This is a genomic window from Alteromonas lipotrueae, assembly GCF_019249255.1.
GTDB lineage: Bacteria > Pseudomonadota > Gammaproteobacteria > Enterobacterales > Alteromonadaceae > Alteromonas > Alteromonas lipotrueae.
The window spans coordinates 532,725-546,858 of sequence record NZ_JAESDJ010000001.1 but is presented as its reverse complement, the minus strand read 5'-3'; the positions used below and the strand labels follow the sequence as shown (position 1 = coordinate 546,858).

Genomic DNA, 14,134 nt, shown 5'->3' with positions numbered 1-14,134 from the left:
CTCTCCAATCACCCAGTGTCAGATTATTGACCGACCGAACTGACTATTTTTATCTGCTTATCGTCGGGTACTTCCTGATAGGAAAGTACATGTAAACCCGCGACCGAATACTTTAAGAAGCGAGATAGTACGGGGCGCAACATACCGGAAGTGAGAAGTACCGCAGGCTCACCTTCTAATTCTTGTTGCTGACTAGCTTGCTGCAATGATTTTTGCAGCTTATCGGCCAGTCCTGGTTCTATACCAGCGCCATCTTCGCCACCTGCTTGTAATGACTGGTGCAACATCTGTTCCAACTCTGGCGCCAAGGTTATGACGGGTATCTCTTTCGCCCCTTGGGTAATTTCTTGGGTGATTAGACGTTTAAGCGCAATTCGTACCGCAGACACCAGTACATCTGGGTCTTGGCTACGTGGGCCGTATTCGCTCAGGGTTTGTACAATGGTACGCATGTCACGAATAGGCACCCCTTCAAATAGCAAGGTTTGCAGCACTTTAACGATAGTGCTCAACGGCAGAATATCAGGGACTAACCCTTCAACTAATTTAGGATGCTGCTTGGCTAGCATATCTAGTAGCTGTTGAGCTTCTTCATGTCCAAGTAGTTGGTAGGCGTTGTTTGTCAGCAATTGACTTAAGTGAGTAGCAACCACAGTAGCAGCATCAACCACGGTATAACCCAGTGTTTGCGCATGCTCACGCTTATTCGGTTTGATCCATACCGCATCTAAGCCAAAGGCAGGGTCTTTGGTAGCACGACCTTCCAGTTTGCCAAATACTTGACCCGGATTAATCGCAAGCTCTTCATCGTGGCTTATTTGCGCATCGCCAATGGTTACACCCAACATCGCAATGGTGTACAGGTTAGGCTCTAAATCTAGATTGTCACGAATGTGTACCGGTGGAATAAGAAAGCCTAGCTCTTGAGATAACTTCTTACGAACCCCTTTAATACGAGTGAGCAGTTCTCCGCCCTGAGACTTATCTACTAAGGGGATTAGTCGGTACCCGACTTCTAAGCCGATGGTGTCGACATGCTGCACATCATCCCACCCAAGCTCTTTTATTTCAGGCGCAACAGTGTCATCTTTCACTATGTTTGCTGGGGTTTTAGGCTTTTCTGCCTCGCGTTTAGCCGCAACCCCCTGCCAGTAGGCGTAACCGGCTATAAGCACTGAAAAACCAATAAAGGCTAAATGAGGCATGCCGGGAATAATACCCATAACGAATAACACACCAGAGGCAATATAAAGGGCTTGGCTATTACCCAATTGACTACGAATTTCTTTGCCCATTTCTTGGGTTTCGTTTTCTCGGGTAACAATAATAGCGGTAGCCACAGACAGTAACAGTGAGGGTATTTGCGCCACCAAACCGTCACCAATGGTTAAAATGGTGTAAACCTCGATGGCATTTCCAAAACTTAACCCGTGTTGAATCATGCCAATAAAAAGGCCACCCACAATATTGATAAGCATGATAAAGAGGCCGGCAACAGCGTCACCTTTCACAAATTTTGACGCACCGTCCATCGAGCCATAGAAATCTGCTTCGGCGGTTATTTCTTCTCGGCGAGCACGCGCCTGATCTTGGTCGATATAACCCGCATTCAAATCGGCATCAATAGCCATTTGCTTACCTGGCATAGCGTCAAGAGTAAAGCGAGCACTTACTTCTGAAATTCGACCTGCACCCGCGGTCACTACTTTAAAGTTGATAATGAGCAAGATAGCAAAGACCACCACCCCCACCGCATAGTTGCCTCCAATTACCACAGCACCAAATGCTTCGATAACCTTACCTGCAGCATCCCCGCCTTCATGTCCATATAGCAGGACGACACGCGTGGAGGCAACGTTTAACGCCAACCGCAGTACGGTAGCAATCAACAACACAAGGGGAAAAATACCGAAATCAACCGGTTTTTGGGTTAATACCGCCACCAAAATAATGACTAAAGACAGCGCAATATTGAAGCTGAACAATACGTCGAGTAAAAATGGCGGCATGGGAAGAATAACCATGCCCATAATGGCAAGAAGAACAATGGGAGCGCCTAAGCCACTGGTAATGTTCTGCAGCTGACTTTTATCGAATCGCTGTAGGTAACCGGATAACTGCATTGCAGGGAGTCTCTCTATCGGAAAATTGACGCTAAACGCTATCTTTCAATGACTATTACAACTACCGTGCCAGATTTATACAAAACCGATTAAACGTAAGTGGGGCCGCAATTCGCAGAACTACAGTTAAGAGTGGCTCGCTATAAGCTTCGATTTAAGCGTTAATTTAAGCTGATAGCAGCGCCTTAGCGGCGCAGTTCTGGTGGTATGGGTAAATCACGTTTAAGCGGCTTGGGTCGTTTTCCTTTACCCGCTCTGTGTGCTTTTAACTGATAAACGTGCGCTAACACTTGCGCTACCGCCATAAACAAGGCGTTAGGTACTTCACCATCAATTTCAGTAGAGTAGTACACTGCGCGGGCTAGCATTGGTGATGGAATAAGTGGCACATCGTTGGCGGTGGCTATTTTACGAATATGCATCGCCAATTCATCGGTACCTTTTGCCACAACCACTGGGGCGCGATTGCCGCTGTCATCATACTTTATTGCGACAGAATAATGGGTAGGGTTGGTCACAACTACATCGGCCTGAGGAACTTCTTGCATCATGCGCTTGGTGGCAGCTTGATACTGTAAGCGACGAATTCGCCCTTTTACCAAAGGATCACCTTCAGAGTTTTTACGCTCGTCTTTCACCTCTTGTTTAGTCATCTTTATTTCTTTGTTGTGCTTATACATTTGATAAGGCACATCAATAAGTGCAATAGGTATCATGCCGCAAACCAACATAATAAAGGCCCACTTCAGCATATCTAACGCGTGAAAAATATTGCCTGGGTACAGCTCTAAATCAAGGTGTAGCGCTTCATCTTCAAAAAACAGCAGTGCGCCTAACGCCATCCCAACGATAACAACCACTTTGGCGATGGATTTAATTAACTCAACCAAACCATTCATGCCAAACATACGCTTAAACCCACTAAGCGGGCTCATTTTAGACCCTTTGAACTTGGCACCTTCCCACGTAAAGTTGTAGCCGCCTAATGCGATAGAACCGTATATTCCGGCTAGCATGGCCACCGTCATATAAACCAATACAGGTACGCTGACCGTAGAAATGGCTTCGCCCCATGCGCCAAACATATGGGTGGTATCGTAGGTTTCATCTCGCGACAAAACGAACATACGTTGCGTCAGCTTGAATACCGACTCTGCAATCCAGCCCCCAACGAACAAAAACATAAAGGCACTGACCACCAGCACTAAAGTTGTCGATAGTTCTCGGGATCGGGCTATCTGCCCTTTTTTTCGAGTGTCTTCGAGTTTTTTCCCCGTGGGGTCTTCTGTTTTTTCGCTAGAATCGGAATCAGCCATGTATCACCTGACTTATTTTCATGGGCAAATCCTAAGAAGTTGACACATAAACTGCTCTGCCCGCAGCCACTGCGTTTCAAAATGCGCGGTAAAGTTATCTAGGGTTATCCAGATGATGAGCAAGCCCATCACCTGTGCAATAGAAAAACCAATACTAAAAATATTAAGTTGAGGTGCCGCTTTGGTCATTACACCAAACGCTAAATTCACAATAAGGAGTGAAACAATGGGCGCCAATGATAGCGTAATCGCGGAGATAAACATCCACCCGCCCCAGTGGGCAATTTCCCTAAACTGCTCCCCTGTCCACCATGCTTCTCCTATCGGGAACGCATGAAAGCTCAACACAATCATGTGGATCATAGATAGATGCCCGTCTAACGTCCAAAAAAGCAAGGTAGCTAGAATTAAGTAAAACTGCCCTACGGCCGGGACGTTAATACCATTGACTGGGTCTACAATTGAGGCGAAACCTAAGCCCGTTTGCATAGCAATAATTTGCCCAGCCAGTACAAAAGTATTTAACACCATCATGGAAATAAACCCGATAGCTACGCCAATTAATAGCTGTTGAATACCTAGAATAAAGGTGCCTAAATTGACTAAATCATCAACGGGGGCTGGTGGCACTACCGGCATAATAATCAGCGTAAGCAGAATGCCTAGCAGAGCACGAACTTGTGGGGGAATAGATTGTGCGCTTAGGCCAATCATTGCCACAAATAAGCCACTAATACGCATAAAAGGCAGCATTAAATCAGCAAGAAACTGATTGATGGTAGCCAGTTCAACGACCATATTAACCAATAACCTGAGGTATCATTTCTACCATGTGGAAAGTGAAGTCCATTAACTTTTGTACTAACCAGTTACCACCCCAGCTAAGCGCTAGTAGGGTAACAAGTAAGCGCGGCAAGAAACTCATGGTCTGTTCGTTAATTGAGGTTGCCGCCTGAAACACGGCAACCACTAACCCTACAATGAGGCTTGGAACAATTACCGCAGACACCAGAACGATGACCATAAACATGGCTTCACGGAGTATTTCAACAAAGACTTCTGGTGACATAAGCCCTCCTACACACCCATACCGAAACTGGTAGCTAGTGTGCCAAATATGAGATTCCAGCCATCGACTAACACAAACAACATGAGTTTAAATGGCAAAGAAACAATCATGGGTGAAAGCATCATCATACCCATTGCCATCAATATTGAGGCCACAACAAGGTCGATAATAAGAAACGGGATAAACAGCATAAATCCGATTTGGAACGCGGTTTTTAGCTCGCTGGTCACAAAGGCAGGAATAAGGATAGTTAGCGGTACTTCGTCTGTATCTGCATATTTCCCCTCATCACCAGCAATACGCACAAAGGTTTCTAAATCTTTCACTCGGGTTTGCGACAACATAAACGCACGCATGGGCCCTTTAGCTTGCTCTATAGCATCCATGCTTGTCATTTGCTCAGACAAATACGGCTGTAATGCCCGCTCATTAATTTCTTCAAACACCGGCGCCATAATAAACATAGAAAGAAACAAACTCACTCCTACCAAAATTTGGTTTGAAGGAGATTGCTGCAAACCAATGGCTTGTCGCAGAATTGATAACACCACTATGATACGGGTAAAAGACGTCATCATCATAATAAACGCGGGAATAAGACTGAGCGCTGTCATGATAAACAGCGCTTGTAACGTCATGGTGTAATCTTGCGAACCGTCATCGTTAGTCACGACGGTAACAGCTGAAATGCCTTGCTGTGCCAGTGCAGGCTCAGCAATCGCCAAAGAAGCTAACACTACAAAAAATGCGGTCCAAAACTTACGCATCGTTTTTATCTTCCTTTATTGAAGGGTTCAGCTTACCTGCCATGGCGGCAACCAGCTTTTGTTTAAATGCGTCACCGCTGCCCTGCTGCCCATTTGCCACTGGCGTTTCTAAGTGCTTTTCAAGTTTACTTAAATGGGAAATATTATGACTGGTCACGCCCACTAGGTGTTGTTCGTCGCCCACCTGAATAACCATTATTTTTTCTTTCGTGCCTGCCACCATACTGGCGACCACCTTCATTTGCCCACCACCCATGGTACCGACATTAAATCGACGCATAAGGTAAGCGAGCGCAAAAATAATTCCAACCACTAAAAGAAGTGATAGAAAAATTGACACTACAGAGGTGGGATTAGTGATTGATTGGGTAGATTGCGCATTCACTACTTGCGTAAATATAAGGGGCAGCATTGCGCAACCCCTTGCTATGTAAGAAGATTTATCGAAGCTTCTTGATTCTCTCGATTTGACTAATAACATCCGTTAACCGAATACCGAATTTATCGTTGACCACTACTACTTCACCATGAGCAATCAACGTGCCATTTACCAATACATCTAATGGCTCACCAGCAACTCGGTCCAGCTCCACCACAGATCCCTGGTTCAACTGTAGCAGATTTCGGATACTTATTTGACTACGCCCTACTTCCATCGAGATAGTGACTGGAATATCCAAAATGGTATCCAGCTTCTTTTTCTCTTCTTGGGTTATGGGTGTGTCGTCGGTTAATTCGTCGAGTTCTGCAACCTGAACATCATCATTTTCCTGATCGTCAGCTTCAGAATCGGCTTGCTCCGCCATGGCGGCAGCCCAATCGTCCATACCGTCTTCACTCATGGGATATTCCCCTCACCTTACAGGTCTTCTTCGAGTACTTGCAGCTCGGCATCATTATCTATAATGCGCCCGCCGCGGGTTAATAATTGTAACTCAGACTTCACAGAAGTCGGTCTTGCAATCTTTTCTACTATCTTCAGGGCTAAGTTATCTCGTGAACGACCTAGCTTAGCTCTGAACGTAGGTAAATCTTCAATTAGCACCGTAATGGTTTCTGGCATTTCCACAGGAATAATTTCACCTGGTTTAAATTCCATTACTTGGCGTAATGACACATCCACATCAAGCATGTGGGTTGTCAGTGCCACTTTTACGTCCATGATTTCATCGCGAAGTGCTTTACTCCAGCGCAAATCGGTATCTTCTTTATCGCTTTGCACACCCGCATCTAGCAATTCGCGGATAGGCTCTAGCATTGAGTATGGAAGTGACACGTGGAAATCGCCACCACCACCGTCAAGCTCTATGTGAAATGAGCTGATCACGACCACTTCAGTGGGGCTCACAATGTTCGCCATCGCCGGGTTTACTTCTGAGTCTAAATACTCAAAAGACACATCCATTACTGGCGCCCACGCTTCTTTGTAATCTTCAAAAATAATCTTAAGCAGCATTTGAATAATACGCCGCTCAGTTGGCGTAAATTCGCGCCCTTCAATTTTTGCATGATAGCGGCCATCACCACCAAAGAAGTTATCTACCAGAATGAAAACCAAGCGGGCTTCCATGGTAATAAGACCGGTACCTTTAAGCGGGCGAAATCGCACCATATTCAAGCTGGTGGGTACAAACAACGTATGAATGTATTCACCAAATTTAATCATTTGAATACCGTTAATTGACACTTCCGCAGAACGGCGCATCATATTGAACAAACTCACTCGCATGTGACGAGCAAAGCGTTCATTAACGATTTCAAGCGTAGGCATACGCCCACGAACAATCCTATCCTGTGAGGAGAAGTCGTACTCTAGCGTAGAAGCATCGGAGTCGGCTTCGCCAACCTCGTCTTCTTCTACATCGTCTACCCCGTGTAGGAGGGCATCGATTTCATCTTGAGATAATAAATCACTCACAGTTATCTACCTGTTATTGCATCACAAAACCAGTGAAGAGCACACGCTCAACTACATCACTTCCCGCGATGTCTTTAAGCACTTTTTGTACTTCAGTCACCGCTTGTTCACGCAGTTCAATTTTTCCTGCTTCAGTCACCAAATCATCGGCATTTGATGTACTAAAGACTTGCAGCAAAGTGCCTTCAATCAACGGTATGTGGGTTTTAGCCAACTCTTCATTGTCTGAGCCTCGCACTAGAAGCTGCACTTTAATTTGCACTAAACGGTCTCGACCTGAGCCCGGAACGTTAAAAACGAAAGGGCGTGGCATGGCGACATATAAGGCGGTACCTACTTCAGCACTTCCCCCTGGGGCCGCTGCTTCAGTGGCCACCTGCTCGTCGGTTTCGGCAAGTTGCTCTGCAGCTACAGGCTCTTCACCACCAGCAAATAAAAGAAAATAGGCTGCTGCACCACCGCCAACTAACACTACGGCGATAATAATAATCAGCATCATTTTGCCTTTCTTTTTACCACCTTCTTCAATCTGTAACTCTTCTTCAGCCATGTCTAATCCGTCAATATCCCACGAGGAACTCGTATTATCAGGCTTACGACGAAAATGGCAACGTAAGCCTGCATAAATTTGCAGTTCTTATAGCAGATAGCGCAATTGTACATCAACCCTACTTAAGTCTTTGCCTTCGCTATCAACCTACTAAGCGTAATAGTCTATACCGCCTTTCGCTTCCCTTGTGACAGACTGCTCTATCACCGTGGAACCCTCGTCGAACTCACCGTCGATATCTTGGCTAGGTACACCGTTACCTGCAAGTTGCTGGCCACTTCCATCACCATTTTGTGACGAGTTATCTTTACGTACTTCTGATTCACCTAAATTGATGCCTTGCTCTGCTAGCATATCTTTTAGCCTAGGCATGGCATCGGCTAGTGCATCTTTAGCGTGCTGCGACTGCACAATGAAGCTCACACTGGCTGCATCGCCAGATACATTCACTCGTACCTGCATACTGCCCAGTTCAGGTGGGTCGAGCCTAATTTCTGCCATACTGTTTCGCGCATTCACCATCCAGCGAATTTTCTCATGCAATTGTTGCTGACCTTCGGGCTTTAAAATATTGACGGGTTTGTCAGCGCCATCAAATTGAAGCTGGGTCTTGGTTGACTCCGCACGAACTTGATTACTTTCATTCATGAGAGAGTCAATGCTAACGAGTTCACTTTGCAGTACTTGATGAGCGCTTTGTTGGGTACCGTTTACCAATTGCATAAACTGCCCTGCTAGTACGTCAGTTTGCCCCGCTACATTCTGCATTTGCGTTTGTGTTAACCCCGCTTCAGAAGCCGCATCGGCCACAAGTGCCGAAAGATCTATCCCAGGCTCCCGTCCTTGAGCGACTTGTTGCTGAAACTCATTAATACCAGCAATCAAGTTAGACTTAACCGCTTGTTGTTGGGCTGCGGTTGTCGCAGTAGGTAAAGATGCCGCTACGCGCTCGGCAAATGCTTCAGCCGCCTTTTGTGCACTTTCTGGTGACATCATCGCAATTGACTGCAATAAAGACTCACCTTGGCTATCGGTAAGTATATCGCTAGCTTCTGTGGAGACTGTATCGACAGGGTTGCTATTCGTTTGCGTTGTTGCAGTAGATTGGCTTGAAACACCGTTAGCTAGCGCTGCATTTAGTGCTTCTTTGGTGTCAGTTTGCGCAGTAATTTGCTCTTGAAGAAGACTTAATACTAACGCCTCATCGGCACTCAAGGCTTGTTCATTTGCTTCTTGTTCGGCTAATAGATCTTGCTCTGAAATTTGCGTCTGAGCATCAGAACTTTCGTCTTCATTTTCGCTAGCATCACCCAAAAACTGCGCAAGCAGGTTAGCTAAGGGGTCGACTTTTTCAGACTGCCCCGTATCGACTTCGCTCGGTGCAGTGTTTTCATTTGCTTTAGCCAATAAGGCCGCAGTGAGTGCTTTTATTGCTTCTAAGGTTTCACTACTAAGCCCTTCGCCTGCATCTTGACCAAGTTCATCACCGGCTTGATTCTCTAGCAAGTTCATTAAATAAGCGGTTATTTCTGTTGCAGAGCTTGTATCAACATCCTCCGGAAGATTCTTCGAGGTTAATGCACCGGTTACTACTGCATCGCTTTCGTTACTACCGTTATTAGACGCCAACGCACTTAATACATCCTCGCCCGCCAATTCATCACCCGCTAGCAAAGCTTGTGCTAATTGCTTCGCGGCTAATTCGGCATCCTCTATCTCGCCTGCGTCTAATAAATCATCAGTAATTGCGGTAGCCTCTGCATCTGAAGTAACGGTGTCATCGCCAGACGCGCCCATCATGGATGTGACATACTCAATCCAATCTGTGGGGCTTTCGCTATCCCCGTTTCCAATACTTGTTAACTCTTCTGGTGGTAAATCAATATGGCCGCCAAAGAAGTCTTTTTTGTTGTCGCCGCCATTTTGGCTGTCCTCTTTGCCTGTACCTTTATCATCAATAAGGAGTGAGCCATCTTTCTTTGCGTCAGTGTCGATTCGACGTGACTGTGCATCGGCAATGATTAATTCATCCGTGCCTTCGTCAGGTGATGTTAACTCGCCTTCTTGGGCTTTTTTGTCTGTTTGATCACCATTTCGTGCTTGTGTTTCATCATCTTTCACCGGAGGTAAATCAACATTCCCCCTCTCTGGGTCGGGAGAATGTCTATCAGCGGATTTCTTATCAATAGCAGGGTTTGTACTGTTGTTCACCGATGCGCTGGTGTGTCGCGTGGAATGACTTTTGTTCTGGGCCTCGAGAGACTTTGTACTCGATTCTTTTGCTTGGATATAAGCCGCTTCAAACGCTTTATTATTCTGCGATGAATCTTCTGAACCCATACCTGCTTCTACGGCTTTTGCCGTTGATGAGGCCGAAAAAGGCAACGCGGCAATGTCTGTTTTTTGTGCGGCAACTTGTTGCATCATATTTTTACCGTCCTGCTAAGACTTTGAAAGTCAGAACCATGAAAACCCAGATTGAATCGTTTTATCTCTACACCCCCTGTGTCCGTGGGCTGCAGGCCGATACTTAGCTAATAAAAGTTCCCGTATCGGTATTCAAGTTAGGCGTATAAACACGTTAATTAGTAGTGAGTTTGCAAAGAGTGTTCCATTGTGGAGGTTAACCGACGAGATATTTAAAAAATCGAAAGGATTGAACGACTTGGGGTAAGTAGCAAATTGGATAAACTGCCTAGAAGAATGTTTTTCCGCTTCTAAAAAATTTCTGTGTGGCAAATTCGTCCATCATGGCTTGCTCTGCCCTCGCTTCTTTTGCCACTTTAGCTAAATGGCGTTTATTAAGAAGCAACTCTACCGCTTTCACTTTTTGCTGCTGCTTTAGCCAAAGTTGCTTGCGTTGATCGGCTGCCATATTAGCCTGTGCTATCACATTCATTTGCTGCTCGCAGGCTTTATCTAATTTGCCTACAAACGATAAATGCTGTTGATAATGGGTAGCAGTAACACCCGCTTTTCCCGTTTGCTGAATGCCTTTTAAGTAATCAATTCTATATTGCTCAAGGCTTGTCAGCTTTTGTTTCTGCTGCATCACATTTTGCTGCGCTTGTTGGAACATTTGCGCAATGCGCTGCTCTCTTTCTCGTTCAAACTCAGCCAGACGCTCTAGTTGTTTAGACATAATTGATTACCCTTGCCCTAAGCCTTTCGCTAATGCAGCCATGCCTTCAAGGCACTCATCATAAGGCAACACATTTTTCATTCCTTGTTGCAAGAACGCATTGATTGCAGGCTCTGCACGAATGGCTAAATCGATGCGAGGATCTGAACCTTTTGCATAGGCACCAATAGAAATGAGGTCTTGGTTTTGTTTATAGTTCGAATAAACTTGTCTTACTCTGCGTGCCATTTGTTGATGTTCATCGCTGACCACCATAGGCATTACACGGCTAATAGATGCTTCAATATCGATGGCGGGGTAATGACCGCTATCAGCGAGCGTTCGCGATAACACAACGTGACCATCTAAAATCGCCCTTGCGGCATCGGCGATTGGATCTTGTAAATCGTCACCTTCGGTAAGTACTGTATAAAATGCGGTAATAGACCCTTGTTTCTCGCTACCGTTACCAGCCCTTTCTACCAATGCGGGTAACCTGGCAAATACCGAAGGCGGATAGCCTTTTGTTGCGGGTGGTTCACCTACTGCTAATGCAATTTCACGTTGGGCCATGGCATAACGAGTAAGAGAGTCGATAAGCAGTAATACTTTTAAACCTTGATCGCGAAAGTATTCAGCAATGGTAACTGCCGTTTCGCAGCCCTTTAAGCGCATTAACGGTGAAGTATCAGCAGGCGCTGCTACCACTACCGCACGGGCACGCTCTTCTTCGGTTAAGATATCGTGGATAAATTCTTTTACTTCTCGACCCCGTTCTCCCACCAAGCCAACCACAACCACATCGGCTTCGCAGCCCCGGGTCATCATACCGAGTAAAACACTTTTCCCCACGCCACTGCCTGCAAAGAGCCCCATACGTTGGCCTACCCCAACGGTATTCAGTGCATTAATGGCGCGAACACCCACATCCATAGGTTGGGTAATAGCGCGGCGAATTAAGGGGTTAATAGGAGGCCGCGTAGTAGGTACGCGGGTTTCAGTTTGAATTTCGCCAAGCCCGTCTAAAGGGTTACCGTTTCCATCAACCACACGACCCAACAGCCCCATGCCAACAGCAAGACCACTTTGGCGGTTTAGTGGCATTACCCGACTTCCTGGTACGATGCCCCGTACTGCTTCGGTAGGCATAAGATAGGTGATATCGGCACCAAACCCCACCACTTCAGCTTCAATTTCGCCTTCAATGGTTTGCACAAGACACTGGCTACCTACGGGTAATTGGCACCCAACAGCTTCAAGTGTAAGGCCTATGCCTCTGACCAGTTTGCCTGCGGCCACAATAGGCGGCGATGACACTTGTTTCTGCAAACTATCAAAATGTGCATGCCAAGGGCTACTCATCTGATAAACCCTGATTCACCATGAACTTATCGATTACGTCGCGACAGCGGCGTTCTATGGAAACATCTACGGCGTTTTGTTCAGTCGCAATGTCACAGCCACCGCGCTCCATGGTAGGCGCTTCAATGAATTGCCACTCTTTCTCTTTCAACGTTGCTTCCGAATAATGTTCAGTTACTAGCGCTATATCATCAGGATGCATATGAATTTGATACCGTGTTTGATTTACCGGCAGGGCTTTCATTCCTTCGCTAAGGGCTTGTAAAATCACTTGATGATTCGACGTGATTTCGGTTTTAATCACCGATTTAGCAAGGGTAACTGCAAGCTTTACTAATTGGTCACGGGTTTCGTCGTTGGCTTGTGATAATGGCGTATGAAGCTTTTCAATAAGTTGCTGCCAGACTTCAACTTGCGAAGAAATTAGCCCCTTACCTTCATCTAATCCTTGCTCAAGTCCCTCAGCATGACCAGACTCACGACCTTCATTAAGCCCAACGTCTATACCTTCGGCTTTTCCTTCTTCGAAACCTTGGGCTTTGCCTTGTCCGTAGCCTTCGTCGTGAGCAGCTTGTCTAATCGCTTCGATTTCTTGTGCGGTAGGCGGAAGAATTTCAGCTTCTTCCTCTTCTGGAGGCTCGTATTTCCAATCTGAACGGAAATTTAACGCATTGGTTTTGTCTTTATCTTGTGGCTTTTCGGGCTGTTCAACGAAGGGCAAATCCCAAGGTTTTGCATCATTTAATTCGTCGTCGCTGAAGCCTTTATTTGATGACATCAATCTACCCAGGTAACGTTTATGAGGCCTTTGGAAAATTAACGCAAAGGCCTATTTTAACCACAATGGCGAATAAATAATGAAGGGTTATAAGAACTCTTCACCGCCTCCACCGCCCAGCATAATTTCACCTGAATCGGACAGTCTTCTGGCAACAGAGAGAATTTCTTTCTGTGCGGTTTCAACTTCAGATATACGTACAGGCCCCAGGGCTTCAAGGTCGTCGTTAAGCATTTCTGCCGCACGCTTCGACATGTTTTTCATAATCTTGTTCTTAAGCTCTTCATCGGCGCCTTTAATTGACTTAAGCAGTGCATCTTGTTGCACTTCACGCAAGATAGCTTGAATGCCTTTGTCGTCTACATCGACTAAATTGTCGAAGACAAACATAAGATCTTGAATTTGCTGGCTCATCTCTTCATCTTGTTCACGGATGGCATCCATCAACTGACCTTCAATAGCGGTATCAAGGTAGTTCATGATATTTGCAGCAGATTTCAGGCCGCCCATTTTAGCCGCTTGCGTACCCGCTTGACCGGCGAACTGTTTCTCCATGATTTCGTTAAGCTCTTGCAGTGCAGCAGGCTGAACTTCTTCAAGGTTAGCAATACGCATTAACAAGTCTAGGCGCACTTTTTCTGGGAACTGCGCCAATATTTCGGCACTCTGCTCTGGCTCTAAGTACGACAATACAATGGTTTGAATCTGAGGGTGCTCGTTTCGAATGATACTGGCCACCTGCTTCGAGTCCATCCACTTCAATGAATCTAGGCCTTTCGCCCCACTTCCCATCAGAATTTGGTCAATTAAGTTAGCCGCTTTATCTTCACCTAATGCAGCGGTGAGCGCTCGCTTAACAAAGTCTTGGCTCTGGAAGCCAATGGTACTGTAGTTTTGAATCTCTTCAATAAAGTGTTTATGCACAGACGTAATTTTTGTCTGTGTCATATCATCCACTTTTGCCATCTCAGAGCCCAGCTTTTGAACTTGCTTTGGCTCAAGATGTTTTAATATTTGTGCAGCGTCTTCTTCAGACAAACTCAGAAGCAAAATAGCGGCTTTTTCAACCCCTTCTAGCTTACTGACGTCATAGGACGCTTCTTCAGTAGTGGCAAGTTCTTCAGCCATAA

At 45.8% G+C, this 14,134-nt stretch carries 14 protein-coding genes; all 14 read right to left on the bottom strand.

Features of this window, described 5'->3' with window-relative positions:
- Nucleotides 1–23 precede the first annotated feature (23 nt).
- On the bottom strand, nucleotides 24–2,123 hold the full coding sequence (gene flhA / locus KYS23_RS02310) for a flagellar biosynthesis protein FlhA (RefSeq protein ID WP_013785092.1): 2,100 nt from the start codon (nucleotides 2,121–2,123) through the stop codon (nucleotides 24–26).
- A gap of 185 nt (nucleotides 2,124–2,308) precedes the next feature.
- Nucleotides 2,309–3,439 carry a flagellar biosynthesis protein FlhB gene (flhB, locus tag KYS23_RS02305; protein WP_218395506.1) on the bottom strand — a complete coding sequence of 377 codons (1,131 nt, stop codon included), beginning with the start codon at nucleotides 3,437–3,439 and terminating at the stop codon, nucleotides 2,309–2,311.
- A gap of 18 nt (nucleotides 3,440–3,457) precedes the next feature.
- On the bottom strand, nucleotides 3,458–4,237 hold the full coding sequence (gene fliR, locus KYS23_RS02300) for a flagellar biosynthetic protein FliR (RefSeq protein ID WP_218395508.1): 780 nt from the start codon (nucleotides 4,235–4,237) through the stop codon (nucleotides 3,458–3,460).
- Between the two features lies 1 nt (nucleotide 4,238).
- A complete protein-coding gene (fliQ, locus tag KYS23_RS02295; RefSeq protein ID WP_218395510.1) occupies nucleotides 4,239–4,508 on the bottom strand; it encodes a flagellar biosynthesis protein FliQ in 270 nt (89 codons plus the stop codon).
- Nucleotides 4,509–4,516: 8 nt separating this feature from the next.
- Nucleotides 4,517–5,275 carry a flagellar type III secretion system pore protein FliP gene (fliP, locus tag KYS23_RS02290; RefSeq protein ID WP_159529379.1) on the bottom strand — a complete coding sequence of 253 codons (759 nt, stop codon included), beginning with the start codon at nucleotides 5,273–5,275 and terminating at the stop codon, nucleotides 4,517–4,519.
- Nucleotides 5,268–5,687, bottom strand: a complete 420-nt coding sequence (gene fliO, locus KYS23_RS02285; RefSeq protein WP_062087066.1) for a flagellar biosynthetic protein FliO — start codon at nucleotides 5,685–5,687, stop codon at nucleotides 5,268–5,270. The genes fliP and fliO overlap by 8 nt, the downstream gene beginning before the upstream one ends.
- A 28-nt stretch (nucleotides 5,688–5,715) precedes the next feature.
- On the bottom strand, nucleotides 5,716–6,117 hold the full coding sequence (gene fliN, locus KYS23_RS02280; RefSeq protein WP_013785098.1) for a flagellar motor switch protein FliN: 402 nt from the start codon (nucleotides 6,115–6,117) through the stop codon (nucleotides 5,716–5,718).
- A 17-nt stretch (nucleotides 6,118–6,134) separates the two neighbouring features.
- Entirely contained in the window at nucleotides 6,135–7,193 is a 1,059-nt protein-coding gene (gene fliM / locus KYS23_RS02275) for a flagellar motor switch protein FliM (protein WP_159529377.1), read from the bottom strand.
- A 13-nt stretch (nucleotides 7,194–7,206) separates the two neighbouring features.
- A complete protein-coding gene (fliL, locus tag KYS23_RS02270; RefSeq protein WP_159534395.1) occupies nucleotides 7,207–7,743 on the bottom strand; it encodes a flagellar basal body-associated protein FliL in 537 nt (178 codons plus the stop codon).
- 150 nt (nucleotides 7,744–7,893) lie between these two features.
- Nucleotides 7,894–10,170: a flagellar hook-length control protein FliK gene (locus tag KYS23_RS02265; protein WP_159529375.1), complete on the bottom strand. Its 2,277-nt coding sequence runs from the start codon at nucleotides 10,168–10,170 to the stop codon at nucleotides 7,894–7,896.
- A gap of 268 nt (nucleotides 10,171–10,438) precedes the next feature.
- Nucleotides 10,439–10,885: a flagellar export protein FliJ gene (fliJ, locus tag KYS23_RS02260; RefSeq protein WP_013785102.1), complete on the bottom strand. Its 447-nt coding sequence runs from the start codon at nucleotides 10,883–10,885 to the stop codon at nucleotides 10,439–10,441.
- Nucleotides 10,886–10,891: 6 nt separating this feature from the next.
- On the bottom strand, nucleotides 10,892–12,226 hold the full coding sequence (gene fliI, locus KYS23_RS02255; protein ID WP_159529373.1) for a flagellar protein export ATPase FliI: 1,335 nt from the start codon (nucleotides 12,224–12,226) through the stop codon (nucleotides 10,892–10,894).
- Nucleotides 12,219–13,004, bottom strand: a complete 786-nt coding sequence (fliH, locus tag KYS23_RS02250) for a flagellar assembly protein FliH (RefSeq protein WP_218417987.1) — start codon at nucleotides 13,002–13,004, stop codon at nucleotides 12,219–12,221. Before fliH ends, fliI begins: the two co-directional genes overlap by 8 nt.
- A gap of 87 nt (nucleotides 13,005–13,091) precedes the next feature.
- Entirely contained in the window at nucleotides 13,092–14,132 is a 1,041-nt protein-coding gene (gene fliG, locus KYS23_RS02245) for a flagellar motor switch protein FliG (protein WP_013785105.1), read from the bottom strand.
- Between the last annotated feature and the right edge of the window lie 2 nt (nucleotides 14,133–14,134).

Bases quoted from the DNA above. Each gene is read 5' to 3' on its own strand.
- fliH (WP_218417987.1), bottom strand. From the start codon at position 13,004: ATGTCATCAAATAAAGGCTTCAGCGACGACGAATTAAATGATGCAAAA.
- KYS23_RS02265 (WP_159529375.1), bottom strand. From the start codon at position 10,170: ATGATGCAACAAGTTGCCGCACAAAAAACAGACATTGCCGCGTTGCCT.
- fliI (WP_159529373.1), bottom strand. From the start codon at position 12,226: ATGAGTAGCCCTTGGCATGCACATTTTGATAGTTTGCAGAAACAAGTG.
- fliN (WP_013785098.1), bottom strand. From the start codon at position 6,117: ATGAGTGAAGACGGTATGGACGATTGGGCTGCCGCCATGGCGGAGCAA.
- fliO (WP_062087066.1), bottom strand. From the start codon at position 5,687: ATGCTGCCCCTTATATTTACGCAAGTAGTGAATGCGCAATCTACCCAA.
- fliG (WP_013785105.1), bottom strand. From the start codon at position 14,132: ATGGCTGAAGAACTTGCCACTACTGAAGAAGCGTCCTATGACGTCAGT.
- flhA (WP_013785092.1), bottom strand. From the start codon at position 2,123: ATGCAGTTATCCGGTTACCTACAGCGATTCGATAAAAGTCAGCTGCAG.
- flhB (WP_218395506.1), bottom strand. From the start codon at position 3,439: ATGGCTGATTCCGATTCTAGCGAAAAAACAGAAGACCCCACGGGGAAA.
- fliJ (WP_013785102.1), bottom strand. From the start codon at position 10,885: ATGTCTAAACAACTAGAGCGTCTGGCTGAGTTTGAACGAGAAAGAGAG.
- fliL (WP_159534395.1), bottom strand. From the start codon at position 7,743: ATGGCTGAAGAAGAGTTACAGATTGAAGAAGGTGGTAAAAAGAAAGGC.
- fliR (WP_218395508.1), bottom strand. From the start codon at position 4,237: ATGGTCGTTGAACTGGCTACCATCAATCAGTTTCTTGCTGATTTAATG.
- fliQ (WP_218395510.1), bottom strand. From the start codon at position 4,508: ATGTCACCAGAAGTCTTTGTTGAAATACTCCGTGAAGCCATGTTTATG.
- fliP (WP_159529379.1), bottom strand. From the start codon at position 5,275: ATGCGTAAGTTTTGGACCGCATTTTTTGTAGTGTTAGCTTCTTTGGCG.